The 26,395-nt window shown below is 56.4% G+C and carries 27 protein-coding genes; 15 read left to right on the top strand and 12 right to left on the bottom strand.

The annotated features are described in order from the left end of the window. Positions 1 to 17: 17 nt before the first annotated feature. Positions 18 to 2,342 carry an ATP-dependent Clp protease ATP-binding subunit ClpA gene (gene clpA, locus ACRZ91_RS13380; protein ID WP_480906122.1) on the bottom strand — a complete coding sequence of 775 codons (2,325 nt, stop codon included), beginning with the start codon at positions 2,340 to 2,342 and terminating at the stop codon, positions 18 to 20. Positions 2,343 to 2,512: 170 nt separating this feature from the next. Continuing rightward, entirely contained in the window at positions 2,513 to 3,280 is a 768-nt protein-coding gene (gene gloB, locus ACRZ91_RS13375) for a hydroxyacylglutathione hydrolase (RefSeq protein ID WP_480906119.1), read from the bottom strand. 61 nt (positions 3,281 to 3,341) lie between these two features. On the opposite strand from gloB, the gene ACRZ91_RS13370 reads away from it, so the two are divergent. The 8 genes from ACRZ91_RS13370 (at position 3,342) to ACRZ91_RS13335 (ending at position 10,487) form a co-directional block, all read left to right on the top strand. Beyond that, a complete protein-coding gene (locus ACRZ91_RS13370; protein ID WP_010441759.1) occupies positions 3,342 to 4,076 on the top strand; it encodes a class I SAM-dependent methyltransferase in 735 nt (244 codons plus the stop codon). 302 nt (positions 4,077 to 4,378) lie between these two features. Then, complete coding sequence (locus ACRZ91_RS13365; protein ID WP_170392445.1) at positions 4,379 to 4,939, top strand: F0F1 ATP synthase subunit delta; 561 nt, start codon at positions 4,379 to 4,381, stop codon at positions 4,937 to 4,939. Then, positions 4,940 to 6,478, top strand: coding sequence for a F0F1 ATP synthase subunit alpha (atpA, locus tag ACRZ91_RS13360; RefSeq protein ID WP_010441761.1), 1,539 nt, complete (start codon positions 4,940 to 4,942; stop codon positions 6,476 to 6,478). Positions 6,479 to 6,490: 12 nt separating this feature from the next. After that, on the top strand, positions 6,491 to 7,366 hold the full coding sequence (locus tag ACRZ91_RS13355) for a F0F1 ATP synthase subunit gamma (protein ID WP_170541380.1): 876 nt from the start codon (positions 6,491 to 6,493) through the stop codon (positions 7,364 to 7,366). A gap of 20 nt (positions 7,367 to 7,386) precedes the next feature. After that, positions 7,387 to 8,811 (top strand): F0F1 ATP synthase subunit beta, encoded by a 1,425-nt coding sequence (gene atpD / locus ACRZ91_RS13350; RefSeq protein WP_039537698.1) that lies wholly within the window; start codon positions 7,387 to 7,389, stop codon positions 8,809 to 8,811. Positions 8,812 to 8,823: 12 nt separating this feature from the next. Next, complete coding sequence (locus ACRZ91_RS13345) at positions 8,824 to 9,234, top strand: F0F1 ATP synthase subunit epsilon (protein WP_010441764.1); 411 nt, start codon at positions 8,824 to 8,826, stop codon at positions 9,232 to 9,234. Positions 9,235 to 9,345: 111 nt separating this feature from the next. After that, positions 9,346 to 9,696, top strand: coding sequence for an H-type lectin domain-containing protein (locus ACRZ91_RS13340; protein WP_010441765.1), 351 nt, complete (start codon positions 9,346 to 9,348; stop codon positions 9,694 to 9,696). Between the two features lie 98 nt (positions 9,697 to 9,794). Continuing rightward, positions 9,795 to 10,487: a nitroreductase family protein gene (locus ACRZ91_RS13335; protein ID WP_170473016.1), complete on the top strand. Its 693-nt coding sequence runs from the start codon at positions 9,795 to 9,797 to the stop codon at positions 10,485 to 10,487. A gap of 51 nt (positions 10,488 to 10,538) precedes the next feature. Here ACRZ91_RS13335 and ACRZ91_RS13330 read toward each other — a convergent pair whose 3' ends face one another. Continuing rightward, entirely contained in the window at positions 10,539 to 11,558 is a 1,020-nt protein-coding gene (locus tag ACRZ91_RS13330) for a ribose-phosphate pyrophosphokinase (RefSeq protein ID WP_010441767.1), read from the bottom strand. 108 nt (positions 11,559 to 11,666) lie between these two features. Between ACRZ91_RS13330 and ACRZ91_RS13325 the strand changes: the two genes are divergently transcribed. Next, complete coding sequence (locus tag ACRZ91_RS13325) at positions 11,667 to 12,266, top strand: 2-hydroxychromene-2-carboxylate isomerase (protein WP_170473013.1); 600 nt, start codon at positions 11,667 to 11,669, stop codon at positions 12,264 to 12,266. An 18-nt stretch (positions 12,267 to 12,284) separates the two neighbouring features. On the opposite strand, the gene ACRZ91_RS13320 is transcribed toward ACRZ91_RS13325, so the two are convergent. The 7 genes from ACRZ91_RS13320 to ACRZ91_RS13290 all read right to left on the bottom strand — a co-directional run bounded on the left by ACRZ91_RS13320 (position 12,285) and on the right by ACRZ91_RS13290 (position 18,398). After that, entirely contained in the window at positions 12,285 to 13,319 is a 1,035-nt protein-coding gene (locus tag ACRZ91_RS13320) for a threonine aldolase family protein (protein WP_480906112.1), read from the bottom strand. Further along, positions 13,319 to 13,792 carry a YcgN family cysteine cluster protein gene (locus tag ACRZ91_RS13315; protein WP_480906109.1) on the bottom strand — a complete coding sequence of 158 codons (474 nt, stop codon included), beginning with the start codon at positions 13,790 to 13,792 and terminating at the stop codon, positions 13,319 to 13,321. The genes ACRZ91_RS13320 and ACRZ91_RS13315 overlap by 1 nt, the downstream gene beginning before the upstream one ends. Continuing rightward, complete coding sequence (locus tag ACRZ91_RS13310) at positions 13,789 to 14,721, bottom strand: bifunctional riboflavin kinase/FAD synthetase (RefSeq protein WP_480906106.1); 933 nt, start codon at positions 14,719 to 14,721, stop codon at positions 13,789 to 13,791. The genes ACRZ91_RS13315 and ACRZ91_RS13310 overlap by 4 nt, the downstream gene beginning before the upstream one ends. 60 nt (positions 14,722 to 14,781) lie before the next feature. Continuing rightward, the gene (locus tag ACRZ91_RS13305) at positions 14,782 to 15,225 is read right to left on the bottom strand and encodes a MaoC family dehydratase (RefSeq protein WP_010441772.1); all 444 of its coding nucleotides are present in this window, start codon (positions 15,223 to 15,225) and stop codon (positions 14,782 to 14,784) included. A gap of 100 nt (positions 15,226 to 15,325) precedes the next feature. Continuing rightward, positions 15,326 to 16,201, bottom strand: coding sequence for a TIGR01459 family HAD-type hydrolase (locus ACRZ91_RS13300; protein WP_480906104.1), 876 nt, complete (start codon positions 16,199 to 16,201; stop codon positions 15,326 to 15,328). Between the two features lie 196 nt (positions 16,202 to 16,397). Next, positions 16,398 to 17,318, bottom strand: coding sequence for a manganese-dependent inorganic pyrophosphatase (locus ACRZ91_RS13295; protein ID WP_480906102.1), 921 nt, complete (start codon positions 17,316 to 17,318; stop codon positions 16,398 to 16,400). A gap of 99 nt (positions 17,319 to 17,417) precedes the next feature. Further along, a complete protein-coding gene (locus ACRZ91_RS13290) occupies positions 17,418 to 18,398 on the bottom strand; it encodes a TraB/GumN family protein (protein WP_480906099.1) in 981 nt (326 codons plus the stop codon). Positions 18,399 to 18,519: 121 nt separating this feature from the next. Here ACRZ91_RS13290 and ACRZ91_RS13285 point away from each other — a divergent pair, with 121 nt between their 5' ends. Continuing rightward, a complete protein-coding gene (locus tag ACRZ91_RS13285; protein ID WP_170541353.1) occupies positions 18,520 to 19,194 on the top strand; it encodes a DUF2161 domain-containing phosphodiesterase in 675 nt (224 codons plus the stop codon). Positions 19,195 to 19,219: 25 nt separating this feature from the next. Here the strand turns inward: ACRZ91_RS13285 and bla are convergent, their stop codons facing one another. Further along, positions 19,220 to 20,101, bottom strand: a complete 882-nt coding sequence (gene bla / locus ACRZ91_RS13280; protein WP_480906096.1) for a class A beta-lactamase — start codon at positions 20,099 to 20,101, stop codon at positions 19,220 to 19,222. A 228-nt stretch (positions 20,102 to 20,329) separates the two neighbouring features. Here bla and groES point away from each other — a divergent pair, with 228 nt between their 5' ends. From groES to ACRZ91_RS13255, 5 genes are all read left to right on the top strand, one after another. Continuing rightward, entirely contained in the window at positions 20,330 to 20,617 is a 288-nt protein-coding gene (groES, locus tag ACRZ91_RS13275) for a co-chaperone GroES (protein WP_039523824.1), read from the top strand. Positions 20,618 to 20,672: 55 nt separating this feature from the next. Beyond that, positions 20,673 to 22,316, top strand: a complete 1,644-nt coding sequence (gene groL / locus ACRZ91_RS13270; protein WP_170541347.1) for a chaperonin GroEL — start codon at positions 20,673 to 20,675, stop codon at positions 22,314 to 22,316. Between the two features lie 144 nt (positions 22,317 to 22,460). Further along, the gene (locus tag ACRZ91_RS13265) at positions 22,461 to 23,303 is read left to right on the top strand and encodes a DMT family transporter (protein WP_480906093.1); all 843 of its coding nucleotides are present in this window, start codon (positions 22,461 to 22,463) and stop codon (positions 23,301 to 23,303) included. A 38-nt stretch (positions 23,304 to 23,341) separates the two neighbouring features. Further along, entirely contained in the window at positions 23,342 to 24,115 is a 774-nt protein-coding gene (locus ACRZ91_RS13260; protein ID WP_170779507.1) for an alpha/beta hydrolase, read from the top strand. After that, positions 24,112 to 25,263: an alpha-D-ribose 1-methylphosphonate 5-triphosphate diphosphatase gene (locus tag ACRZ91_RS13255; RefSeq protein WP_480906089.1), complete on the top strand. Its 1,152-nt coding sequence runs from the start codon at positions 24,112 to 24,114 to the stop codon at positions 25,261 to 25,263. Before ACRZ91_RS13260 ends, ACRZ91_RS13255 begins: the two co-directional genes overlap by 4 nt. Positions 25,264 to 25,325: 62 nt before the next feature. Here the strand turns inward: ACRZ91_RS13255 and ACRZ91_RS13250 are convergent, their stop codons facing one another. Continuing rightward, positions 25,326 to 26,393 (bottom strand): 5-(carboxyamino)imidazole ribonucleotide synthase, encoded by a 1,068-nt coding sequence (locus ACRZ91_RS13250; RefSeq protein ID WP_480906086.1) that lies wholly within the window; start codon positions 26,391 to 26,393, stop codon positions 25,326 to 25,328. Positions 26,394 to 26,395: the final 2 nt, after the last annotated feature.

Here is a 26,395-nt window from a genome sequence, read left to right as displayed (position 1 = left end):
AGGTTTCAAGATTAAGGTCAGTCTGCTGTCAGCAGCGGGGGCTTGTCACCGGGTATACGTGGCTGATCGGGCCCCAGGATTTCAAGGCTCAATTCGCTTTTTTTGACCGAAACACGGACCACGCCACCTTTGGCCAATTTACCGAACAGCAGCTCCTCGGCCAGAGGCTTCTTGATGTGCTCCTGAATGACACGTCCCAGCGGACGTGCGCCCATCTTGTCATCATAGCCCTTGTCGGCCAGCCATTCGGCAGCACGGGGGGTCAGATCGATGGTCACGCCACGATCCAGCAATTGAGCTTCAAGCTGCAAGACGAACTTTTCGACGACTTGCAAGATGACCTCTTTAGGCAGCGGCGCAAATGAGATCACGGCGTCTAGGCGGTTGCGGAATTCCGGCGTGAACATGCGTTCGATCGCTGCAGTGTCCTCGCCTTCACGACGGTCGCGGGCAAAGCCGATGGCGGCCTTGGCTTGTTCCTGAGCCCCAGCATTCGAGGTCATGATCAGCACGACGTTGCGGAAGTTCACCGTACGACCGTTGTGATCGGTCAACTCGCCATGATCCATCACCTGCAGCAGGATATTGAACACATCCGGGTGTGCCTTTTCGATTTCATCAAGCAACAGCACACAATGCGGATGCTGGTCGACGCCATCGGTCAGCAGACCACCCTGATCAAACCCGACATAGCCCGGAGGCGCACCAATCAGGCGGCTGACCGCGTGCTTCTCCATGTATTCCGACATGTCAAAGCGCAGCAGTTCCACACCCAGCGTATCCGCCAGTTGTTTCGCCACCTCGGTTTTACCCACACCGGTTGGACCAGCAAACAGATAGTTGCCGATGGGTTTCTCTGGTTCCCGCAGACCGGCACGGGCCAGTTTGATGGCGCTGGACAGCGCTTCGATGGCTTCATCCTGACCAAACACCACGCGTTTCAGCGAGGTTTCGAGATCTTTCAGAACTTCGGCATCGTCCTTGGTAACGTTCTTGGGTGGGATGCGCGCAATCTTCGCAACCACCGCCTCGATCTCTTTGACACCAATGGTTTTGCGCCGCTTGCTTTCGGCCAGTAGATGCTGTGCCGCCCCGGCCTCATCGATCACGTCGATGGCCTTGTCGGGCAGTTTGCGGTCATTGATGTAGCGGGCCGACAGTTCGACAGCCGTCTTGATCGCATCCGCCGTGTACTTGATCGAGTGATGCTCTTCAAAATACGGTTTCAGACCACGCAGAATCTTCACGCTGTCTTCGACCGAAGGCTCGTTCACATCAATCTTCTGGAACCGGCGGCTAAGCGCACGGTCTTTTTCGAAATGCTGACGGAACTCCTTGTAAGTGGTCGAGCCCATGGTGCGCAGTTTGCCGCCCTGAAGCGCCGGCTTCAGCAGGTTCGATGCATCCATGGCTCCACCCGAAGTCGCTCCAGCGCCGATTACGGTGTGAATTTCGTCGATGAAGAGAACCGCATCGGGGTGTTCTTCCAACTCGGTCACAACCGCTTTTAGCCGCTCTTCGAAGTCACCGCGATAGCGGGTCCCTGCGAGCAAGGCCCCCATGTCCAGCGAATAAATAGTGGTTTCCGACAGAACGTCGGGAGCTTCTCCAGAAACGATCTTGTGCGCCAAGCCTTCCGCGATGGCAGTTTTGCCTACACCGGGGTCCCCTACCAACAGGGGGTTGTTTTTGCGGCGGCGACACAGCACCTGGATGCAGCGTTCAACCTCGTCCGAGCGTCCGATCAGCGGATCAACATCTCCCGCGCGTGATTTCGCGTTCAAATCGATGCAATACTTGCCAAGCGCGCTTTCCTTTTGATCGGCCTCGCCAGAGGTGGTCTGCGCTTCTTCTTCGGCTTCATCCGCACCTGTCACCGGCCGGTTTTCACCATAGGCCGGGTCCTTCGCGACACCGTGGGCGATAAAGTTCACCGCGTCATAGCGGGTCATGTCCTGTTCTTGCAGGAAATAGGCCGCGTTGCTTTCGCGTTCGGCGAAGATAGCAACCAGAACATTCGCCCCGGTCACTTCGGTGCGGCCAGAGCTTTGAACATGGATCGCTGCACGCTGGATGACACGTTGGAACGCAGCCGTTGGCACGGCCTCGGACCCATCTATGTCGGTGACGAGATTCGAAAGATCCTCGTCGATGAATTCGACCAAGGTGCTGCGCAACTCATCAAGATCAACGCTGCATGCTTTCATAACGCGTATCGCGTCGGGTTCTTCCAGCAGCGCAAGCAGCAAATGCTCTAGCGTTGCAAATTCATGTCGCCGTTCATTTGCCGCCGCAAGGGCCGCGTGGATGGCTTGTTCAAGTGTGCTCGAGAATGAAGGCACGCGGGTGCTCCTCTGTATTGGGCCGGAAGGGGGCCTTAGGCCGGATCCCCATCCCAACCATGTCCTCATACTATTAGAGTTTGGTTGATCGTGGCCCGGCTTCAAGGGTTTTCTTTCACTTGACAGTCACATTTGTTGTGACCGTGGCCGTGATAGGGGCTTGAAAGGCACTAAAAGCGGTCTTTTCGGGCACGTATTTCGGCAAAAACCGACGCTGGGTCAGAATTTTTCATACCCAGATGGGCCTGAATCACCGGATCAGCAGCGCGCAGAAACGGATTTGTCGCCTTTTCCTGCCCCAAAACTGAGGGCACCGTGGGTTCTCCGGCAGCGCGGGCACGGTTGATATCGGCCACGCGATCCAACAGTGCACGGTTGTCAGGATCGATTGTCAGGGCGAATTTGGCGTTTGACTGCGCATATTCGTGGCCCGAGCACACGATTGTTTCATCTGGCAAGGCCGCCAGCTTGCTGAGAGAGGCCCACATTTGTGTGGGCGTGCCCTCGAACAACCGACCGCATCCCAAAGCCATCAGGCTGTCCGCCGTAAAGACTGCGCCGGATTGCGGCATGTAGAATGCAATGTGCCCGACGGTATGACCCGGGACATCCAGAACTTCGACCGGTTCGCTGCCTATATAGAATGTGTCACCTTCAACAACTGCCTGGTCGAGTTTTGGCAGCCGGTGTTCATCCGCCTTTGCACCGATCACTCGCACAGGTTGTTTTTCCAGTATGTCACTCAACCCATCCACATGGTCCCAATGATGGTGAGTCAGCAACACGTGGCTTAATTGCCAGCCTCGCGCCTCAAGTTCCGCCAGAATCGGAGCGGATTCTGGCGCGTCAACCAATGCGGTCTCGCCACTGACGGGATCGTGGGTGAGAAAGGCATAGTTGTCGCTCAGGCAGGGGACGGTTACGATCTCAAGAGGCATGGCCTTTTGCCCTTTCATTGCTAGACTGCGCCCAGCTAAGCCGATTGACCGGGTGTCCGCAATGCATCTTGATGTGCAGGATCTGAGGAATTTTTACTATCGCAGCACCTTGGGTCGCGCGGCCCAAGCGGCGATCCGTGGGCGACTGGTGGATCTTTGGCCCGAAGCCAAAGGGCAAACTGTGGTAGGCTTTGGTTTTGCTGTACCTTTGTTGCGGCCCTACCTCAAAGATGCACGTCGTGTGATCGGCTTGATGCCAGGGCCGCAGGGTGTAATGCCATGGCCAGCGGGAATGCCCAATGTCTCGGTTCTGACCGAAGAGACGATGTGGCCAATCGAAACTGGTCACGTTGATAAACTGGTGGTGATGCATGGTTTGGAAAACTCTAACCGGCCCAGCCAGTTGCTGGAAGAATGCTGGCGCGTGTTGGGACCCGGTGGGCGGGCACTATTTGTCGTACCGAACCGGGCCGGACTTTGGTCGCGTTCAGACCGGACGCCGTTCGGCTTTGGGCAACCCTATTCAACAACCCAGCTTGAGAACCAACTGCGCGCGCATCACTTTGTACCCGAAAGCCATTGCTCGGCGCTATATCTTCCGCCCTCGTTTCGTCGGTTTTGGCTGAAATCAGGTAGCCTGATCGAAAAAACTGGGCAGCGGATTCCAACCGTCATGGCCGGGGGGGTACTGATGGTTGAGGCGACCAAACTTATCCGGCCACCCAGTGGAAACGTCACCAAAGACGCCGCGAAACGTCCGATCAAAGCGCTGGATGGTTTGTTGAAGCCTGCGTGACAATCCGGCGCGTTTCGAATGGAAAAAATGCGGGAAAAAGGTCACAGGAATCGCAAAAACCTGCATATTCGTAACATTTTTCAACTGCCGCAATCGGTCCAAAGGGTCGCACTTGGCTTAAGTGTATGAAAAATATGGATTTGTGGATAAATCTGTTACCGCTATAGCGTATTGCTTGGTTGGAACACCTCTGCTACATCCCCGGTGATTTTGATCCCCGCCCTAAATGGACGGGGTTTCCTCACGCCCCAAGGTAGCGGCCGCTACTCTAAATCGGGGCCTCAAATATCGGAAGGGTGGACGTGTCCGAACCAGCTTCGATTTCCACAGGCATTGCCGAGCGCTATGCCACCGCGATCTTCGAGATCGCGAAAGAGAATAATGACCTCGCAGGTCTGGAAACCGGAATCAACGATCTGGCAGCAGCATTGGGCGACAGCGCCGAATTGCGCGACCTGATTGCATCGCCTCTGGTTTCGCGCGCCGAACAGGAAAGCGCAATCACCGCAGTTGCCGACAAGATGGGCCTGCATGCCATCCTGCGCAATACGCTGGGTCTGATGGCGCAGAAACGCCGCCTGTTTGTTGTACCGCAACTGGTACAGGTTCTGCGCGACATGCTGGCGGATGAGCGCGGCGAAGTGACTGCTGATGTCGCATCGGCCAAGGCACTGACCAAGACTCAAATGGATAAACTGTCCAAGACGCTGTCCGAGCGTGTGGGCAAGACCGTAACAATCAATGCGACCGTGGATGAAAGCCTCATCGGCGGTCTTGTCGTTAAAGTGGGCTCGAAAATGATCGATAGCTCGATCCGTTCGAAGCTCAACTCCCTACAGAATGCAATGAAAGAGGTCGGATAAATGGGAATCCAAGCTGCAGAGATTTCTGCAATCCTGAAGGACCAGATCAAGAATTTTGGTCAGGAAGCCGAAGTGGCCGAGATCGGCCGCGTGCTGAGCGTCGGTGACGGGATTGCCCGTGTATACGGCCTGGACAATGTGCAAGCCGGTGAGATGGTAGAATTCCCCGGTGGCATCATGGGCATGGCGCTGAACCTGGAAAGCGACAACGTCGGTGTCGTTATCTTCGGTTCTGACCGTGACATCAAAGAAGGTGACACTGTTAAGCGCACCAACTCGATCGTGGACGTTCCGATCGGTGACGAACTGCTGGGCCGCGTTGTGGACGGTCTGGGCAACCCGTTGGACGGCAAAGGCCCGATCAATGCCTCCAAACGTGGCGTTGCAGACGTTAAAGCCCCCGGCATCATCCCGCGTAAATCGGTGCACGAGCCGATGGCAACCGGCCTGAAATCGGTCGACGCGATGATCCCGATCGGCCGTGGCCAGCGTGAGCTGATCATTGGTGACCGTCAGACCGGCAAAACTGCTGTGGCTCTGGACACCATCCTAAACCAGAAAGTCTATAACGACGCAGCAGGCGACGACGAGTCGAAGAAACTGTACTGCGTTTACGTTGCGGTTGGTCAGAAGCGTTCGACCGTTGCACAGCTGGTGAAGAAGCTGGAAGAGTCTGGCGCGATTGAATACTCGATCGTTGTGGCCGCAACCGCGTCCGATCCGGCACCGATGCAGTTCCTTGCGCCTTACGCCGCGACTGCGATGGCTGAATACTTCCGTGACAACGGTCGCCACGCGCTGATCATCTATGATGACCTGTCGAAACAGGCTGTATCGTATCGTCAGATGTCGCTGCTGCTGCGTCGTCCCCCCGGACGTGAAGCCTATCCTGGCGACGTTTTCTACCTCCACTCGCGTCTGCTGGAGCGTTCGGCGAAGCTGAACGAAGACTTCGGTGCAGGCTCGCTGACAGCACTGCCGGTTATCGAAACTCAGGGTGGTGACGTTTCGGCGTTTATTCCGACCAACGTGATCTCGATCACCGACGGTCAGATCTTCCTGGAAACCGAACTGTTCTACCAAGGTATCCGTCCTGCTGTGAACACCGGTCTGTCGGTTTCGCGTGTGGGCTCCTCGGCTCAAACCGATGCGATGAAATCGGTTGCTGGTCCTGTTAAGCTGGAACTGGCTCAGTACCGCGAAATGGCTGCGTTTGCGCAGTTCGGTTCGGACCTCGACGCCGCAACTCAGCAGCTGCTGAACCGTGGTGCGCGTCTGACCGAGTTGATGAAACAGCCGCAGTACTCGCCGCTGACCAACGCCGAAATCGTCTGCGTCATCTTCGCAGGCACCAACGGCTACCTCGACAAGATCGACGTATCTGACGTTGGCCGCTATGAGGCTGGCCTGCTGGCGCATCTGCGCGGCAAGCACGCTGACCTGCTGAAGTGGATCACCGACGAAGATCCGAAGATCAAAGGTGACGCAGCAGACAAACTCAAGGCAGCGATCGACGAATACGCCGCGACCTTCGCTTGATAGGGGGTTCCGATGCCTAGTCTGAAGGACCTTAAAAACAGGATCGAGTCGGTCAAATCGACCCGCAAGATCACCAAGGCCATGCAGATGGTCGCGGCAGCAAAACTGCGCCGCGCCCAGGAATCTGCCGAAGCCTCGCGCCCTTATGCCGAACGGTTCAATGCCGTGATGGCGGGGCTGGCGGCGTCGGTCGGGGGCAGCGACAGCGCTCCCAAGTTGCTCCGTGGTACGGGCAGCGATGATGTCCATCTGCTGGTTGTGATGACAGCTGAACGCGGCCTGTGTGGCGGCTTCAACGCGAACATCGCCAAGCTTGCCCGCGCCAAAGCGGACGAGCTGCGCGGCAAAGGCAAGACGGTCAAGGTTTTGACTGTCGGCAAGAAAGGCCGCGATGCGCTCAAGCGTGATTTTGGCGATCTGTTCGTTGGGCATATCGACCTGAGTGAGGTCAAGCGCATTGGCTACAACAACGCGCAAGACATCGCCAAGGACGTCCTGTCCCGTTTCGACGGGGGTGAGTTCGACGTTGCCACGATCTTCTACTCGAAGTTCGTCAACGTTGTGACCCAGATCCCGACGGCACAGCAGGTCATCCCCGCCTCGTTCGAGGAAACCGAGGATGACGACAGCGGTGCCGTGTTCGATTACGAGCCCAGCGAAGAGGCCATCCTGGCCGACCTGCTGCCCAAGGGGGTCGCGACCGCGATCTTCTCGGCTCTGCTCGAAAACGGAGCGTCTGAACAGGGTGCACGGATGTCCGCGATGGACAACGCGACACGCAACGCGGGTGAAATGATCGACAAGCTGACGATCCAGTTCAACCGCTCGCGTCAGGCCGTGATCACCAACGAGCTGATTGAAATTATTTCCGGCGCCGAAGCGCTGTAGAGACATACCGGAGACGAAACATGGCGAATGCAAAAGGCAAAGTCACACAGATCATCGGGGCCGTCGTCGACGTGCACTTTGAAGATCAGCTGCCTGAAATTCTGAACGCGCTGGAAACCACCAACAACGGCAAGCGCCTGGTGTTGGAAGTTGCTCAGCACCTGGGTGAAAACACCGTCCGCACCATCGCAATGGACGCGACCGAAGGTCTGGTCCGTGGCGAAGCCGTCACCGACACCGGCGCACCGATCTCGGTTCCGGTTGGTAACGCCACCCTGGGCCGCATCCTGAACGTGGTTGGTGAGCCGATCGACGAAAAAGGCCCGGTTGAAGCAACCGAGGCTCGAGCGATCCACCAGCCCGCGCCGACATTCGACGAACAGTCGACCGAGTCGGAAGTTCTGGTAACCGGCATCAAGGTTGTTGACCTGCTGGCCCCCTACGCCAAAGGCGGTAAGATCGGCCTGTTCGGCGGTGCCGGCGTTGGTAAAACCGTTCTGATCATGGAACTGATCAACAACATCGCAAAAGTGCACTCGGGCTTCTCGGTGTTCGCGGGTGTTGGCGAACGGACCCGTGAAGGGAACGACCTGTATCACGAGATGATCGAATCGAACGTTATTAAGCCGGACAACCTGTCAGAATCGCAGGTTGCCCTGGTTTACGGTCAGATGAACGAACCTCCGGGAGCACGTGCACGTGTTGCTCTGACCGGTCTGACTCTGGCCGAGCAGTTCCGCGACCAATCCGGTACCGACGTTCTGTTCTTCGTCGACAACATCTTCCGCTTTACACAGGCGGGTTCCGAGGTGTCGGCTCTGCTGGGTCGTATTCCTTCGGCGGTGGGTTACCAGCCGACACTGGCTACCGACATGGGCGCCCTGCAGGAACGTATCACCTCGACCAAGTCGGGCTCGATCACATCGGTTCAGGCGATCTACGTGCCTGCGGACGACCTTACCGACCCTGCGCCGGCAACCTCATTTGCTCACTTGGACGCGACCACTGTTCTTAACCGTGCGATCTCGGAAAAGGGTATCTACCCGGCGGTTGACCCGCTCGACTCGACCTCGCGTCTGCTCGATCCGGCCATCGTTGGTGAAGAGCACTACAAAGTTGCGACCGACGTTCAGCAGATCCTCCAGCGCTACAAGTCGCTGCAGGACATCATCGCCATCCTCGGCATGGACGAACTGTCGGAAGAGGACAAACTGACCGTGGCCCGTGCCCGTAAGATCGAGCGCTTCCTGTCGCAGCCGTTCGACGTGGCCGAAGTCTTCACCGGTTCGCCCGGCGTTCAGGTTCCTCTGGATGTGACCATCGCGTCGTTCAAAGCGGTTGTCGCTGGCGAATACGATCACCTGCCCGAAGCGGCCTTCCTGATGGTTGGCGGCATCGAAGAAGTGATCGCCAAAGCGGAGAAGATGGCCGCAGAAGCCGCCTAAGGAGTATCCTTGATGGCAAACACGATGCAATTCGACCTCGTCAGCCCCGAGCGGAGCCTTGCTTCGCTTGAGGCCACAGCGGTCCAGATCCCTGGCGCGGACGGGGACATGACGGCGATGCCCGACCATGCCCCCACGATCACTACGCTGCGCCCGGGCATCCTGAAGGTCGAGGCACCCGCAGGCGCCAGCGAATACCTGGTCACCGGCGGGTTTGCCCAGATCAACGGCGATGGCCTTTCGGTTCTGGCAGAAAAAGCCATTCCGGTCGCAGAAGTGACCCGGTCGCATATGGATGACCTGATCGCGGAAGCCCGCGCCTCGCACGAGGCCGCGAAAGCGGGTGACGATCAATCCATTGTCGACGATGCAGCTAAGTTGCTGGCTGATATGGAAGCCCTTGGAACGCATATGAGCTTATAAAAGTTCATCTCAACCCATTCGAAACGGCCCTGCTTTGCGGGGCCGTTTTTTTGTCGTGATTTCGTCAAAGGTGCAGGGTAAGGTGCCGGAATTGAAAGAAAAGACGACACGATGAAGAAATTTCTGACCCATCCCATCGGTATAGATCAGGGCGAATCCGTTTTGTTTTCCGATTTCGCCGACGGTGGAGATATGTGGACCGGGCAAGGCGCGCGCGAACGCCGAACCGCCATTCGGTTCAAAGAGGCGTTTCGATCAGTGCCATTTGTGCAGATCGGTGTGGCGCTTTGGGATGTGGATACGTCATCTGCGCTGCGAGCTGAGGTGCAGGCAGAAGATATCACCCCCGAGGGATTTAATGCTGTGTTTCGGACTTGGTCTGATACGCGTATAGCCAGAATTCGGGTATCCTGGACAGCGATCGGCGAGGTAGCGCACGAAGATGATTGGAATATCTCCTGAGTCCGTATTGCACGTAAGAGGAGATTGCACCTTTTTGACAGCCGTACCATAACGGAAAAAGCGCCTGCGACGCGCGATGGATACGGAGGACCTTGCCGGTGTTTGCACGCGAGCACATTGAATACAAAGCTTTGAATCTGCCTGATCGTATGGACATGTCGGATGACGAGATGTTGAGTGAGGCGCTGGCATTTTATGACAAGATGAAGCGTCGCCATACCGTACGGGACTATTCGGACCGCCCTGTGTCACGCGCAGTCATCGAAGAGTGTATTCGCGCCGCAGGAACCGCTCCATCAGGGGCTAATCATCAGCCTTGGCACTTCGTCGCAATTTCAAATCCCGAGATGAAGCGCCGAATTCGCGAGGAAGCGGAAGAAGAGGAGCGCAAGTTCTATGATGGCGGTGCCGGGGATGAATGGCTGAAAGCGCTGGAACCGATTGGAACAAATGACCAGAAGCCGCACCTTGAAGATGCGCCGTGGTTAATTGTGATATTCGCTCAGAGATGGGGCCATTTCGATGATGGGGTGCGGTTCAAGAATTACTATGTGCCCGAGAGTACAGGTATTGCGACGGGCTTCCTGCTAACGGCATTGCATCACGCTGGGTTGGTCTCCCTGACCCATACACCCAACCCTATGAAATTCCTGAATAAACTATTGGATCGCCCTGATCACGAAAAACCGATCATGATCGTTGCGGTTGGTCATCCGAGTGAAGAGGCGAAGGTGCCGAAAGTAGCAAAGATGAAAAAGCCGTTGGATGAAATCATGACGGTCGCCGAGTAGCAGGCCGTCATGATCTCAAATGGCAGAAGCTCTGGTCAGCAGTTTTGCTGATTAGTCCATGTGATAGAGCGACTCGTAAATCGGAGTCAGCGTCTTATCCTCGAACAGGGATGACACACTGGTGCCGTTCCAGATATTCAGGATTGCCTGCGTGAAGATCGGAGCCGTAGGTACGATGCGGATATTTGCGGCCTTTTCGATCTCGGCTGTTGGTTGGATTGTGTCCGAAAGCACCAAAGATTTCATGACCGAATTGGTTACACGTTCAACTGCAGGTCCGCTCATGACGCCATGCGTGATATAGGAATGCACCTCTTTGGCGCCATTATCTATCAGCACCTGGGCAGCTTTACATAGTGTACCAGCTGTATCGCAGATGTCGTCCACGATAAGGCAGATCTTGTCTTTGACGTCGCCGATCACTGTCATCTCAGCAATTTCACCGGCTTTTTCGCGGCGCTTGTCAACGATCGACAACGGAGCGTTGATACGTTTGGCCAATTCGCGCGCGCGCGCAACACCGCCAACATCCGGCGAGACCACCATCAGATCGTCCATCTGATCTTTGAATTGCTTCTTCACATCCAGGGCAAAAATCGGTGAGGCATAGAGGTTGTCCACCGGCATGTCGAAAAAGCCCTGAATCTGGGCGGCGTGCAGATCCATCGTAAGGATACGCTCGATCCCTGCGCCAGTCAGCATGTTAGCCACCAGCTTGGCACTTATCGGTGTGCGCGCTTTAGTGCGGCGGTCCTGTCGGGCATAGCCGAAATAGGGGATCACAGCAGTGATGCGGGCCGCGGACGAACGGCGCAGGGCATCGGCAATGATCAGCAACTCCATCAGGTTGTCATTGGCCGGGTTCGAGGTCGGCTGGATGATGAACATATCTTCGCCGCGCACGTTCTCGAATACCTCGACGAAAATCTCGCCGTCGTTGAACCGTTCGACCCGCGCATCGACCAGCCCCTGGTCAACGCCGCGATGCAGGCTCATGCGGCGGGCAATGGTTTCGGCAAGCGGAAGATTGGCGTTCCCAGCGATAAGCTTGGGTTCGTGAAGTGTCGGCATCGGCTGATTTTCCCCAGGCAGCAGTGGCAATGTGACAGATTCGTGATGTTGACACCGCTTAGCATGGGTCTACCGTCGCGCAAAGATAACGCAGCGGAGAAAGTGAACATGGCCCAGATTGACTACTTTTTTGCGACACTCTCGCCCTATTCCTACCTGGCGGGGATGCGACTTGAAGAGATTGCAGCCAAGCATGGTGCGACGATCAATTATAAACCGCTGGATATCATTGCTCTGTTCGGCCGAACCGGGGGAGTGCCTCCAAAAGATCGACATATCTCACGTATCGAATACCGCGCGCAGGAACTGGTCCGCCAAGCGCGTAATCTGAGCATGCCGCTGAACCTGCAACCTGCGCACTGGCCTACGAATATGGCGCCGTCCTCATATGCCGTGATTGCGGCCATTCAGGATGGATCAGGGGATGTCGGAAAGCTGTGCCATTCTTTCCTGCGAGCGTGCTGGGCAGAGGAAAAGGACATCGCCGACGATGGCGTTATCCGCGATTGCCTAGAGCAGGCCGGGTTTAATCCAAGTCTTGCCGATAGCGGTCTTCTGGTAGGTGCGGAAACCTATGCCGCCAATCTTGAAGAGGCCGTGGATCGTGGTGTATTCGGCGCGCCGTTTTATATCACACCGGACGGTCAAAGGTTCTGGGGTCAAGACCGTCTTGACGACCTGGACCGTCATCTCGCTGAGATGAAATAGCCGGGCAGGCGCGCCCGACTAAAGAAGGCTTAGAAACTGGTCGATCTGTTCGGTTCCGATGGACCAGTCGCAAACCAGGCGGCAGGCCAGCATCTCGTCATCGTCTTCGCCCGCCAGCGTATCGCCCCACAGGTGATAGACAGCGCCTGCCTCGTGCAGGCGCTTGTGCTGGTTGCGGGGGAAACTGGCAAATACCATGTTGGCTTGGGGCTCATGCAGGAACTCGGCGCCGACTGCTCGCAACCCGTCCGCCAGACGCGCGCAGTTGGCATTGGCCTTGCGGGCAGATTTCAACCACAGGTCATCCTTTAGGTAGGCGGCCATTTGGGCCGACAGGTAACGGTGCTTGGAAAACAGGTGCGCACCGCGCTTACGTCGCAGCTCGAATTCCCATGCCTTGCTTTCGTCGAAGAAGATCACGGCCTCGACACCCATCAGCCCGTTTTTGGTGCCGCCAAAACTGACCGCATCAACACCGGCTTTCCATGTCATCTCAGCGGGTGAGCAATTTAGGGCAACCAGAGCGTTGGTGAAACGAGCGCCATCCAAATGCACTGGCAATCCAAAAGATTTGGCAACACCACATAGGGCTTGTAGTTCGGCCAGCGAGTAAACCGAGCCGCGCTCGGTCACCTGAGTGATAGAGACAGGCCCGCGTTGAGGACCATGAACGCCGCGGGTTTCTTCCCCCTCAATGGACTTGGTCAACGCTTCGGGGGTCATTTTGTCGCCACCCGGCACCAGTGTTAGCTTTGCGCCGGTGTAGAATTCGGGTGCGTTGCACTCATCCTCATGAATATGAGCGACGGGTGAGCAGAATACGGTTTCCCACGGCTTGCACAGTGTAGCCAACGCCAGTGAATTCGCCGCCGTTCCAGTAGCGACCAGATAGACAGCCGCGCCGGGTGCTTCGAAAATACCTCGGATTTGGTCTCGCATTTCATTCATCAGAGTGTCCGCGCCGTAAGCCATCTGATAGTCCTGATTGGCCTCGGCCAACGCGGTCAGAACTTCGGGATGAACAGGCCCGGAATTGTCAGAGGCAAAATGCATCAGCTCGGCTCCTCGATGATGTAGTCTTCCCATTCTTCCATGGGTGTTTCGAATTCAGATACGGTTCGCCCCTGCACGGAAACTTCGGCGGTATGAACGCTGTCTGGCGTACCTGATACCAAAGGATGCCAGTCGTAAAGTGGTTTGCCTTCCCACAGCAGTCGGTAGGCGCAGGTCTGGGGTAACCAATAGGCATGACTGTCGATGTTATCGGGTGTCATGACGATGCATTCGGGTACGAACTGGTGCCGGATGTCATATTGCGTGCACCGGCAGGTTTCGTCATCCAAAAGACGGCAGGCAACACATGTCAGGGCGACCTCGCCGGTATCTTCGTCTTCCAGTTTGTTCAGGCAGCATTTGCCGCAGCCATCGCACAGGGCCTCCCACTCACGCTGGTTCATCTTGCGTAGTGGCTTGCGTTCCCAGAACCGAGGCGCGAGGCCAGCTCGATCGATTGGACCCGTGGTCATGTACTAGCCAGTATCTCTCGGGCGCGCGCGCAATCGGCATCCATCTGCGAGATCAACCCGTCAAGGCCGTCGAATGTCAATTCGGGCCGCAGATAGTCGACCAGACCAACGGACAGCGTCGCGCCGTAAAGATCGCCTGAGAAATCGAACAGGAATGTTTCGATGTTGGGAACCTCACCTTGGAACATTGGCCGGGTCCCGACCGATGCCGCCCCGTGATAGCTGCCCTGATGTGGGCCATCCAGGACGTCGACCAGAACTGCATAAACACCGAATCTCGGAGGGTGCAGCCCTTCGATCGACATATTGGCCGTCGGGTATCCCAAGTCGCGTCCACGTTGCTCGCCTCCAACGACCTCGCCCTCGATCCGATGCCAGTGACCCAGCATTGTTGCCGCATCACGCGGACGTCCCTCTGACAGAGCCGTACGGATCGCAGTCGATGAGACCACATTCTCGGTTCGCTCCAACAGGGGCGCGATGGTTACACCGAACCCCATCTCTTCGCCGAAGCGAACCAGGTCCTGAGGGTTGCCGCTGCGTCCTTTGCCGAAACAAAAGTCAGCGCCCACGACAACATGGGACAGCCCCAGACCATCACATATGACGTTTCTGGCGAAAGCTTCAGGGGTCATTCCCGCCAGCGCCGAATTGAAGGGAAGTTCATAAAGCTTCTGCACGCCGAGCTTTTCCAGCCGGTGCGCGCGCGCATTGCCGCGCATCAGACGAAAGGGCGGAGCCTCTGGGGCAAAATACTCTCGTGGATGCGGCTCGAAGGTCATGACTCCCAGCGGTGCATTCAATTCAGCATTGCGCGCAAGTTCAATGACGGATTGATGCCCTAAATGGACGCCGTCAAAGTTTCCAATGGCGACGCTGGCACCACGATCTTCTGGCTCGACAAACTGGAAGTCACGAATGATCTGCATGAGGATTGCCTAGCGGGACTGACCGTCAGGTTCAAGCCGCAGATCGGCTAAGCTGCGTGATCAGTCGAACTTGCGGCTTGGTGCCAGCACCATGGCCTCACCCACCAGCACTTTCTTACCGTCGACAGCGCAGTGACAATCCAGCTTAACCCGACGTTTGGAGAAATCGATATCGATCACCTTGACCTCGGCATAAACCATGTCCCCCGGACGCACCGGCGCCAGAAATTTGAGCGATTGACCCATGTATACGGTCCCATGTCCGGGCAGCTGCTCTCCTATCACGGCAGAGATCAGACCAGCGGTCAGCATGCCATGCGCTATACGCCCTTCGAAAATCGTATCGCGGGCATAATCATCATCCAGATGAACTGGGTTACGGTCTGTCGACACCTGGGCAAACATCTCGATGTCTTCATCTGTCACCACTTTGCGCAGATGCCGTGACATGCCCATTTCGATGTCTTCGATACAAATCGTTCCGCGTGGAAGGTTATCCAACATGCTGCCCTCATCCGAGATCGAAAGAGTAACAAAAGACTATCTTTTGCCGCTCGTCGGCAACTTTATTACTTCGCAGTCGCAGAAAATCAAGTCTTTTTTGCTATCTCAAACGGCCAATCGAGAAGGTTGGGTTAATCTGTTCTTTTTCGTTATGGACCCGCAATGCATCCTCATCCGGGTGATGTGCGGTTTTGGTTTCAGCAGCGGCCAGTCCCCCGGTGATGAACAAGGTGTCAATGCCTTCACCCATGCCCCCCGCGATGTCAGTCTGCGGCCCGTCACCAATCGCCAGTATCTCGGAATCCGAGGCGTCGACTCCGATTGCTTGCAGCCTTCGTCGGGCCAGATCATAGATCGGCGGGTGCGGCTTGCCGAAATACAGGCTTTCACCTCCCATCTCACTGTAAAGCCGGGCTAAAGCTCCTGCGCACCACTCGCGTGTTTCGCCTCGGTCCACGACGATATCGGGGTTGGCGCAAAGCAGTTTCAATCCTTTCTGCTTGGCATACAGAAAGTCGGGCCGGTTTACATCCGGGTCTGCCATCGGGTCGAACGGGCCGCAGCACACAATGCCTTCAGCTTCGTCCAGCGCCACGCGTTCGATATGGATAGGATGATCCAGCAGTTTCAGAGGTTCAAAAAATCCCGCGTCACGTTGCCATTCGCCCATGAAATAGACTTTATGACCAACCGTCCCGCGATACATCGCAGAACGTGCCGAATCGCCGCTGGTCGCGATGGTGTCATAGGCGTCCGCGGGTACGTTGAATTGCGTTAGCTGCACTGCAACACCGGCTCGGGGCTTGGGAGAGTTGGTCACCAGAACCACAGTGCCGCCTTTTTGCCGATAAGCTTGCAGGGCAGCCACGGCCTCGGGGTAGGCGGTGATCCCGTTGTGAACGCACCCCCACAAATCAACGAACAGCGCTTTGTACCTGTCAGAGATTTCCGCAAGTGAAGAAACGATTTGAGTCATGGCGCGCCTCGTGGAACAGGGAATGCAAGATACCAAGCCTATGGCAGAGCCCGGCCAGATTTGCCAGAGGTCCCGCTTTGGGCGTGTTGAAGGGAATAGGATTCCCTTGTTCATCTGTCCACAAATATCCCGGAGCGCGAGGTAGAGCCTCGCAAAAAGAAAGGCGCCCGGTTCGAGCGCCTTTGATGATCTAAACTCAGACCTTGAGGTTTGGAATGATCTGCTTTTTCCGGCTCATGATGCCTGGCAGGACAACCGCGTCGCCGTCTACGGTAGCGCCAAAGCTTTTCTCGGCGACGCCTTTGACCAGATCGTTTGGAACCAGCAGGGTCGCCTCTTCGTTCAGAATGTCGACCACGAACAGCAACACCTGATCAACACCGTCTTCTTTGGCCACATCGGTCATCGTGCTTACGATGCTGTCCTTGCGATCCAGCACGACGCCGGGTGCTGTAGTTTCCAGAACCGAGACCCGGAACTTGGTGCCGTCGACTTCGTATTCCTTGCTGTCCATGCGGATCAGTTCGGCGTCCGAGAAAGACGAGACATCCGATTTCGCTGCAAACATGTCGGCGGCGTAGGCCGCGACATCCAGACCAAGCTCAGCCGCCAATTTCTCGGCCACGGCACGATCATGGGCGGTGGTGGTGGGTGAGCGGAACTCCAGCGTGTCCGACAGGATGCAGGTCAGCGCTGCACCTTTGATGGCGTCAGGCATCTTGGCGGCATCGTCACCCATCAGGTCGACCATGATGGTTGCCGTGCAGGCCAGTGGGCGCACGGTGATATCGATCGGGCCTTTGGTTTCAAGTCCGCCAACCAGCTTGTGGTGGTCGATGATCGCGCGGATGTCGGCGCTGTTGATGCTGGCCGGCAACTCAGCCGGATTGTTGGTGTCGACGATGATAACGGGCGCATCTTCTGCCACGTCCTCGATGATCTGAGGCTTGGGCAGGTCCCAGCGTTCCAGCATGAACGCCGCTTCGGTGTTGGGTTCACCCAGCAATGCAGGCTGGGCCTGCTCACCCTTCACTTCGTTCAGATACCAGGACCACAGGATCGGAGAGCCGGTGGAATCGGTGTCGGGAGATTTATGGCCAAAAACTAGCGTTGTCATGTCGCGTGTCCTGAAGAATGTGGATTTGCGCGCCTTATAGGGTGGTCAATCCCGGATGTCACCTGGAAGGAAAGGTGCTGCGACCCTTGGTCTGATTTCCTAGAATTCAGCGCGCTCCAAGGTGTATCCCGCATGTTGCAACTGGTTTAGCAAGCCGTAGTCATTGCTTAGATGTCCGGCCCCGACAGCGATGACTGCGGTCTGATCCTTCAGGCTCAAAATTATTTCCATCCAATTTGCGTTGCGCTGTATCAGAAGCTGATCCTCAAAACTCTGCCATTCGGCGTCAAACTCCTCGGGTGTCAGTCCTGATGCTTCAAGCCCCTGTATCTTGGCCAATTCCATGATTGCGGCGTGCTGTTCCTCGATATACGCATTCGCCATGGTGATCATTTGATCGTCACCCGCCTCCAGTGCGCCTGACATCCGGGTCAGCGAGGCAACCTGATCTTCCAACGAATGACTGTCGAACATGACAATCAAGTCCTCGATGCGTTCGAGCGAATACTGAGGAATTTGATGTTCATCGGCCAATTCGGTCAAGCGCGTATCCATGCCCCGATCGAAATCGGGGGTACTCATCAGGCAAGGCGGAATGCCAAGCATCATGCTCAGGAACCAAGGGCGCATCTTCGCAGCCATCCAACTGGGAATCCCGCGATCAGCCAGCGTTTCCGACAACGCGGCCCAATCTTCTTCTGACATCAGATCGATCAAAGTCGGCCCTGATGTGATCAATACCGGGCTGAGGTCCTCGGCCAAGTCTTTCTCGAAAGCCTCCATTTCTGTCTTTGTAACTTCAAAGTAGAACGCGTCGACCTGGCTCAGGACTGGCGCTAATCTATCAACCACTGGCCCCATTCGCGCATCGTTGGTGTGCAGAGTGCCGATCAAATGCAGCACAGTGTTGTCCTTCGTGGCGATCCAGTGATTGCCTTCCGGAAATGGAATAGCGCGAAGCGTATCGTCCAGCTCAGCCTGAGCTTCGGTCGACAGATCAAGCCTCAGATCTCGCCCCTCACAGGCTGCTTGCGCGGTGATAGGAAATAATAGGCAAAGACAGATGCTGAGCAGACGCATGGGAATCCTTCCGCAGCTTGCGACGATGCACAATTCATACCCCTGCCTTCTTACGGCCTGCAACGTGGTTTGTTATCAAGCAGCGGCTGGCAATCTGCACGAAACCGCATAGCATGGCCTCATGAAGCTTGAGCAAGATCTCTACCCTCCAATCAAAGCGTTGTTGGAACGACAGGGCTATACCGTGAAAGGAGAGGTCGGCGCTGCGGATATCGTGGCCGTACGCGATGGCGAAGACTTGGTGATCGTCGAACTCAAACTGCGCTTTAACCTTGCGCTGTTTCATCAGGCCATCACGCGCCTGAAAGTGACCGATCAAGTCTACATCGGGGTCTGTAAGCCCAAAGGGCGAATGGCGCGACGGGCTTTGAAGGACAATCTGGCGATGTGTCGCCGTTTGGGCCTGGGCCTGATCACCGTGCGCCCGGATGGTACGGTTGAGGTTCAATGCGACCCTGGCCCATATACGCCACGCAAAGACAAGGTGAAAGCCAAGCGATTGCTGCGGGAATTTGAACGGCTACAGGGTGATCCGAATGCAGGCGGTGCCACGCGCCATGGTATTGTGACGGCCTATCGGCAAGATGCGCTTAAATGCGCGGCACATCTGGCTGAACATGGCGCGGTCAAAGGGGCAACGGTGGCAAAGGCGACGGGGGTCCAAACAGCCACGCGCCTGATGTATGACAACCACTACGGCTGGTTTGAGAAGGTGGAGAAAGGCGTATATGCCCTATCTGCCTCGGGGGTCGAAGGATTGAAACATTGGGCATATAGCTGGGAAGAAGCGGAATAGCCGACTTGCCGCGTGCTGAAGGTGATCAGTCAATCCGTGCGCTAATCTCAGCGATCATCGCTTGGCCAATGTCTGAGAGCACCGCGTTGCGTTCAGGAAATGGAGCGTCGCTTTCAGTTAGATAGATGGCTGCCATATATGTTCGTGGTTCAGGTGTCTGCAAAAAGGCGATGATCGCGCGGCTGCCGTAACCTCCTGCTCCGGTTTTGTCCCCAATTAGCCAACTTTTTGGCAGATGAGCGCGGATAAGCCCGTCGGCCACCTGATCATCAATCATCCATTGCCCAAGCTGCGCGGCTGAGGCGGGTGAAAGCACCTCGTCGAATAACAGCCGTTCTATTGTCTCCAGTATTGCCCGTGGTGTCGTTGTATCACGCGGGTCGCCAGGGGTGGCTTCGTTCAGGGCAGTCTCCCAACGATCCAGGCGTGTAGTGCCGTCGCCCGTTGCCCGGAGGAACTCGGTCAGCCCGGCTGGCCCGCCCAGTTGTTTTAACAAGAGGTTGGCCGCTGCGTTGTCGCTGATTGTCATGGTTGCCTGACATAACTCACCAATTGTCATTCCTGTCTCAACGTGTTCGCTCGTAACAGGTGAGTATTCCACAAGGTCTGATGTCTGAATTGCCACATTTTCTGACAGGTCTACTGCACCAGAATCCACACCTGCCAAAATCGCACCGCACAAGAGTGGCTTGAATGTACTGGACATCGGGAACAGCTCATCGGCCCGATGCGAGACTTCCCAGGCAGCGTCAGTTTCATGCAGAAGGACGCCAATTCGCGCGTCCAAGCGGTGCTCCCATAATCGGGTGGTTTGAATAAGGGTTTGGGCCTGCGCCGTAGCGGCGAAACAGATGATCAGAGCAAGTGAAAGCACATTCGCGGCGGCAAGGAACTGGCATCTAGGCATCAAAGTTTCCGCCTCAATCAAGGGTGCGACCAGATTAGTCTGCCGGGGTATTGAGTAAACCAATTACTATGGATTCTTTAAGCTGCAAAAAATATTCATGCAGCTTGTTGACTCACTTTCGGTTACTCCCTAGCTATGCGTCGTTATCACTCATGAGACCCGAGTGCTAACGCCTCGTCAGTCGGCGAGGGGAGGATAAACAAACTTTGAGCCCAAGGAGCTGCAAAGATGGCATTGAAACCGCTTCATGACCGCGTACTGGTTCGCCGTACCGAAAGCGAAGAAAAAACCGCAGGCGGCCTGATCATTCCCGATAGCGCAAAAGAAAAGCCCAGCGAAGGCGAAGTCGTCGCAACCGGCGAAGGCGCGCGCAAGGATAGCGGCGAACTGATCGCGATGGCTGTAAAAGCTGGTGACAAGATCCTGTTCGGCAAATGGTCGGGCACCGAGGTTCAGGTCAACGGCGAAGAGCTGCTGATGATGAAAGAAAGCGACATCATGGGGATCATCGAGTAAGCCCAAGCGCTTTCTCTGATCTTCATCTCAATAGATATTCTCAAGGAGAGACAACATGTCTGCAAAGGACGTCAAGTTTGACACCGATGCCCGTAACCGCATGCTGGCCGGTGTAAATGTTCTGGCCGATGCTGTTAAAGTGACCCTGGGCCCCAAAGGCCGTAACGTGGTTCTGGACAAATCCTTCGGCGCACCGCGCATCACCAAAGACGGTGTTTCGGTTGCCAAGGAAATCGAACTGGAAGACAAGTTCGAAAACATGGGCGCGCAGATGGTGAAAGAAGTCGCCAGCCGCACCAATGACGAAGCCGGCGACGGCACCACCACTGCAACCGTTCTGGCTCAAGCCATCGTTCGCGAAGGTCTGAAGCAGGTTGCTGCTGGCCTGAACCCGATGGACCTGAAGCGCGGCATCGACCTGGCAACTGCTAAGGTTGTTGAAGGCATCAAAGACGCTTCGCGCGAAGTTAAAGACAGCGCAGAAGTTGCTCAGGTTGGCACCATCTCGGCCAACGGCGAAGCCGAGATTGGCCAGCAGATCGCAGACGCGATGCAGAAGGTTGGCAACGAAGGCGTTATCACCGTCGAAGAAAACAAAGGTCTGGAAACCGAGACCGATGTTGTCGAAGGTATGCAGTTCGACCGTGGCTACCTGTCGCCTTACTTCGTCACCAACGCAGACAAGATGATCGCAGAACTCGACGACTGCATGATCCTGCTGCACGAAAAGAAACTGTCCTCGCTGCAGCCGATGGTTCCGCTGCTCGAGCAGGTGATCCAGTCGCAAAAACCGCTGCTGATCATTGCTGAGGATGTTGAAGGCGAAGCGCTGGCAACTCTCGTTGTCAACAAACTGCGCGGCGGCCTGAAAATTGCTGCGGTCAAAGCACCGGGCTTCGGCGATCGCCGTAAAGCCATGCTGCAGGACATCGCAATCCTGACCGGCGGTCAGGTCATCAGCGAAGATCTGGGCATGAAGCTCGAGTCCGTCACCATGGACATGCTGGGCACCGCCAAGAAGATCGAAATCACCAAAGACGAAACCACCATCGTCGACGGTGCAGGCGAGAAGGCCGAGATCGAAGCACGTGTTGCTCAGATCCGCACTCAGATCGAAGAAACCTCGTCGGATTACGACCGTGAGAAGCTGCAAGAGCGCGTTGCCAAACTGGCAGGCGGTGTTGCCGTTATCCGCGTCGGCGGCATGACCGAAGTTGAAGTGAAAGAGCGTAAAGACCGTGTGGACGACGCTCTGAACGCGACACGCGCTGCCGTTCAGGAAGGCGTCGTTGTCGGCGGTGGTGTTGCTCTGGTTCAGGCTGGTAAAGCACTGGAAACTCTGGAAGGCGCAAACGCTGACCAGAACGCAGGCATCAACATCGTGCGCAAGGCTATTGAATCGCCGCTGCGTCAGATCGCCGAGAACGCAGGTGTCGACGGTGCAGTTGTTGCAGGCAAGGTTCGTGAATCTTCCGACGCAGCATTCGGCTTCAACGCTCAGACCGAAGAATATGGCGACATGTTCTCGTTCGGCGTCATCGACCCGGCCAAAGTTGTCCGTACCGCTCTGGAAGATGCGGCATCGGTTGCAGGCCTGCTGGTCACCACCGAAGCAATGGTTGCCGACAAGCCCGCCAAAGAAGGCGCGGCACCTGCCGGTGGCATGCCTGACATGGGCGGCATGGGCGGCATGATGTAAGCTGCTCAAGCCATAGCGCTTATCGACGGGGTCGCCTTTGGGCGGCCCCGTTTTAGTTTGCGCTGGTAAACACGGCGAGCCGCGTGCTGTGTTCGCGCAGAAAAGTGAGTGTGCAAACCGCGTTGAAACCTCTATGCCGTCGATATGCGCCTGTTTCTTTTGACCTCACTGACCATGTGCGCCTTCGCGGCAAACTCAATCCTTAATCGGCTCGCGATTGATAGCGGTGCCAGTGATCCGGCGGGATTTGCGGTCGTCCGAGTATTGTCTGGTGCTTTGGTTTTGGCTGCACTGGTGGTTATGCGAGGCGGCACAATCCCAGTGTTTAGCCGCCGGCGCATAGCTGGGGCAGGGTCGCTATTACTCTACATGATCGGATTCTCCGTCGCCTATCTGACGCTCGATGCAGGGCTTGGCGCATTGATCCTGTTTGGAGTGGTGCAGATCACGATGTTCGCCATCGGGGCTTTGACTGGCTCGGTACCCATGATGCGGCAGCTACTGGGTGCCGGGGTTGCGCTGGGCGGTCTGGTAATTGTCCTTTGGCCTGCCGGGCCGGTGCAGGTCGATCCGTTGGGTGCGAGTATGATGACGGCTGCCGGGGTTGGATGGGCTATCTATTCCATCTCTGGGCGATCAGAACCAGACGCGTTGTCGGGAACTGCTGCAAACTTCATTGTGGCTTTGCCATTTACGGCACTCGCCTTGTTCCTAATGGGCAGTGACTGGCATATGACGACGCTAGGCTATGTATTGGCGGCGTTATCCGGAGGCGTCACGTCCGGTCTGGGCTATGCACTGTGGTATCGCGTTGTGCCGCAGCTTTCGCCTGCTGTCGCCGCGATCGTACAACTCAGCGTTCCGGTCATCGCCATTGCCGCCGGTATCATTTTGCTATCAGAGGTTGCGAACCTACGGCTGTTGCTAGGAGCAAGTTTTGTGCTGGGCGGAATTGCGCTGGCAGTGACGCGGCGGCGCGGCGACTAGGGGTTTTCTCAACTTTGGTTAAGTCTTATTTGGCGGGTATGAAGTTTGTAGCAGCGATCTTTCTTACTATTGCTCCCGTGGCGGTACAGGCGAAATGCGTTGTGCTGCTCCACGGGCTTGCGCGTACCGAGGCTTCGTTTACCGTCATGGAGCAGCTTTTCCATGCCCATGACTATACGGTAATCAGGCCGGGTTACCCATCGACAGATTTGCCGATACCCGAGCTCGCCAACCAGACATTGCCCGATGCTTTCGAGGCCTGTGGTGACGACACGGTGAACGTCGTGGCCCATTCGATGGGAGGCATTCTGTTACGGTATTGGTTGCAGGATAATGAACCCGAGAAACTTGGGCGCGTCGTTATGCTTGGCCCCCCGAACCAAGGCAGCCAACTGGTAGATGAGCTTGGCGCTTGGGAGGTGTTCGGTTTTCTGAATGGACCCGCCGGTCTGGCATTGGGAACAGGCCCCGAGGGCATTCCGCGCCGCTTGCCGCCTGTCGACTTCGATCTGGGGGTGATTGCGGGAGAGAATTCTTTAAATCCGCTTTTTTCGTCCCTTATTGACGGGCCCGATGACGGCAAGGTCTCAATTGAGACAACAAAAGTTGAGGGTATGTCAGATCATATTGTCCTGCCGGTTACCCATACGTTCATGATGAATAACCCACGCGTCATGGCGCAGACACTGCATTTCATCGAATTCGGACAGTTTGATCCCCAGATCACTTGGCTTGATGGGGTGATGGATATCATCGATCAGATCTGTCTGGGCGAAGACTGCTCGGAACCCGAATCGGAGCGCACTCAATGAGCTCATTGGAACTGACATTGACCGGCGCAGATGTTCTGCTGCCGGAGGATGGGCTTACGAGCGGTGAATTATCCATCGCAGACGGTCTTGTACAGTCGGGCAGGGCAGGGAGGCAGATTGATTTGTCGGGCTATTTTGTTCTGCCCGGGATCATAGATCTGCATGGCGACGGGTTCGAACGCCATATCGCACCGCGTCGTGGCGCGATGAAGCAGATGGCAGAGGGCATTTTATCGGTTGAGGCGGAATTGGCGGCAAACGGAATTACGACCGCTGTTCTGGCGCAGTTTCACAGCTGGGAAGGTGGCGTGCGCGGACCCGAATTTGCCGGGCAAGTCTTCGAGGCCATATCGGCGGTCCATGATGATGTGGCGACAGATCTGATCCCACAGCTACGCTTTGAAACCCATATGCTGGACGACTATGAGGTGCTGCCAGAGCGCATTGAAAGCTGGCAGGTCCCCTACGTGGTCCTAAACGATCATCTGCCTCATGATCGGTTGGCGGAAGGGCGCAAACCACCGCGTCTGACGGGGCAGGCATTGAAGGCGGGGCGTAATCCGGAAACCCATTTTGACATGCTGCTATCAATGCACGCACGCAGTACCGAGGTGCCAGCTGCATTGGATGGGCTTTGCGCTAAACTCACAGAACGAGGCATACGACTGGGCAGCCATGATGACTCCACTTCTCAGGATCGTACGGTCTGGCGCGATCGCGGTGTCATGATCTCGGAATTCCCCGAAACGCTTGAAGCCGCCGAAGCCGCCAGAGCGGGTGGTGATCACATCATCCTCGGTTCGCCAAACGTCGTTCGTGGCGGTTCGCATAAGGGAAATGCCAGTGCTTTGGACCTGATCGCAATGGGTCTGTGTGATGCGCTGGCATCGGATTACCACTACCCCAGCCCACGTCGTGCTGCGTTGATGCTGGTTAAATCCGGTTTGCTGGATCTCACAAATGCTTGGGCTTTGGTTTCTTCGGGTCCCGCAGAAGTTCTGGGCCTCAAGGATCGTGGAGCACTGCAACCCGGAAAACGCGCTGATCTTGTAATATTGGACGCAACAACCCAACGTGTTGCGGCCACTTTGTCAGGTGGGCGCGTCAGCTACATGTCCGGTGATATCGCTAGGCGGTTTCTAAGCTGATCCCAGCTTCATCTGGCCCAAAGTATCCCCGCCAGAGGCATTGCGCGTCAGCGCGATTACTTCTAACGCACGATACGATTGAAATGCCCCATCTTGCGGCCCACCTTGACCTCGGTCTTGCCGTAGAGATGCAGCGCGATATCCCGCTCACGCGCAAGCTCGGGCACGCGGTCCATGTCGTGACCAATTAAGTTCTCCATCACAACGTCCGAGTGCCTTTGCCCGTCGCCCAATGGCCAACCTGTCACTGCTCGAATATGCTGCTCGAACTGATCTACGGCACAACCATTCTGTGTCCAGTGACCCGAGTTGTGAACCCGAGGCGCGATTTCGTTCACGACTAAGCCTTCAGGCGTCACGAACAGTTCAACTCCCATCACGCCAACATAATCCAGCGCGTTCAGGATATTGGCCGCGAGTAATACAGCGTCTGTTCGTTGCGCCGGAGACAGGCGTGCTGGGATTGTGGACGTATGCAGGATGCCATCACGATGCACGTTCTCGCCGGGATCGAAACAGGCGACCTGACCGTCGAGGCCACGCGCTGCGATAACCGACACTTCATGGCTGAATTCCACGAACCCTTCCAGAATGGACGGCGCACCTGCCATATCACCCAAAGCTGCCTCGGCGTCGTCGGGCGCACGCAGGCGGGCTTGCCCTTTGCCGTCATATCCAAAGCGGCGGGTTTTCAGGATCGCAGGGGTGCCTATTTCATCAATTGCAGCCTGTAGAGTGTTCAGATCGGTGATGTCTGCAAAGGGCGCAGTTTTAAGGCCCAGACCTTGCAGAAAGGTCTTCTCGGTCAGCCGGTCCTGACTGACCCGCAACGCCTCACGGCCGGGGCGGATTGGGCGATGCGCTTCAAGCAGATCCAGCGCCTGAGTGGGTATGTTTTCGAATTCATAGGTGATGACGTCTACCGATTCCGCAAAGGCCTTGAGAGCGTTCTCATCATCATACGCAGCGGTTGTGACACGATCCGCCACCTGTCCGGCGGGCGGGTTCGTACCTGGTTCAAAGATATGAGTCTTGAACCCCAGTCGTGCTGCGGCGACCGACAGCATACGGCCCAGTTGGCCACCGCCCAGTATTCCGATCATTGCACCGGTCGGGAGCATATCTGCCATCG

The organism is Ruegeria sp. O11, from assembly GCF_056535285.1.
This window is presented reverse-complemented; position numbering and strand designations above follow the sequence as displayed.

Coding starts and splice junctions, on each gene's coding strand:
- gloB (WP_480906119.1), bottom strand. CDS start 3,280: ATGCCTCTTGAGATCGTAACCGTCCCCTGCCTGAGCGACAACTATGCC.
- ACRZ91_RS13370 (WP_010441759.1), top strand. CDS start 3,342: ATGCATCTTGATGTGCAGGATCTGAGGAATTTTTACTATCGCAGCACC.
- atpA (WP_010441761.1), top strand. CDS start 4,940: ATGGGAATCCAAGCTGCAGAGATTTCTGCAATCCTGAAGGACCAGATC.
- ACRZ91_RS13355 (WP_170541380.1), top strand. CDS start 6,491: ATGCCTAGTCTGAAGGACCTTAAAAACAGGATCGAGTCGGTCAAATCG.
- atpD (WP_039537698.1), top strand. CDS start 7,387: ATGGCGAATGCAAAAGGCAAAGTCACACAGATCATCGGGGCCGTCGTC.
- ACRZ91_RS13345 (WP_010441764.1), top strand. CDS start 8,824: ATGGCAAACACGATGCAATTCGACCTCGTCAGCCCCGAGCGGAGCCTT.
- ACRZ91_RS13340 (WP_010441765.1), top strand. CDS start 9,346: ATGAAGAAATTTCTGACCCATCCCATCGGTATAGATCAGGGCGAATCC.
- ACRZ91_RS13330 (WP_010441767.1), bottom strand. CDS start 11,558: ATGCCGACACTTCACGAACCCAAGCTTATCGCTGGGAACGCCAATCTT.
- ACRZ91_RS13325 (WP_170473013.1), top strand. CDS start 11,667: ATGGCCCAGATTGACTACTTTTTTGCGACACTCTCGCCCTATTCCTAC.
- ACRZ91_RS13320 (WP_480906112.1), bottom strand. CDS start 13,319: ATGCATTTTGCCTCTGACAATTCCGGGCCTGTTCATCCCGAAGTTCTG.
- ACRZ91_RS13315 (WP_480906109.1), bottom strand. CDS start 13,792: ATGACCACGGGTCCAATCGATCGAGCTGGCCTCGCGCCTCGGTTCTGG.
- ACRZ91_RS13310 (WP_480906106.1), bottom strand. CDS start 14,721: ATGCAGATCATTCGTGACTTCCAGTTTGTCGAGCCAGAAGATCGTGGT.
- ACRZ91_RS13305 (WP_010441772.1), bottom strand. CDS start 15,225: ATGTTGGATAACCTTCCACGCGGAACGATTTGTATCGAAGACATCGAA.
- ACRZ91_RS13300 (WP_480906104.1), bottom strand. CDS start 16,201: ATGACTCAAATCGTTTCTTCACTTGCGGAAATCTCTGACAGGTACAAA.
- ACRZ91_RS13295 (WP_480906102.1), bottom strand. CDS start 17,318: ATGACAACGCTAGTTTTTGGCCATAAATCTCCCGACACCGATTCCACC.
- ACRZ91_RS13290 (WP_480906099.1), bottom strand. CDS start 18,398: ATGCGTCTGCTCAGCATCTGTCTTTGCCTATTATTTCCTATCACCGCG.
- ACRZ91_RS13285 (WP_170541353.1), top strand. CDS start 18,520: ATGAAGCTTGAGCAAGATCTCTACCCTCCAATCAAAGCGTTGTTGGAA.
- bla (WP_480906096.1), bottom strand. CDS start 20,101: ATGCCTAGATGCCAGTTCCTTGCCGCCGCGAATGTGCTTTCACTTGCT.
- groES (WP_039523824.1), top strand. CDS start 20,330: ATGGCATTGAAACCGCTTCATGACCGCGTACTGGTTCGCCGTACCGAA.
- groL (WP_170541347.1), top strand. CDS start 20,673: ATGTCTGCAAAGGACGTCAAGTTTGACACCGATGCCCGTAACCGCATG.
- ACRZ91_RS13265 (WP_480906093.1), top strand. CDS start 22,461: ATGCGCCTGTTTCTTTTGACCTCACTGACCATGTGCGCCTTCGCGGCA.
- ACRZ91_RS13260 (WP_170779507.1), top strand. CDS start 23,342: ATGAAGTTTGTAGCAGCGATCTTTCTTACTATTGCTCCCGTGGCGGTA.
- ACRZ91_RS13255 (WP_480906089.1), top strand. CDS start 24,112: ATGAGCTCATTGGAACTGACATTGACCGGCGCAGATGTTCTGCTGCCG.
- ACRZ91_RS13250 (WP_480906086.1), bottom strand. CDS start 26,393: ATGGCAGATATGCTCCCGACCGGTGCAATGATCGGAATACTGGGCGGT.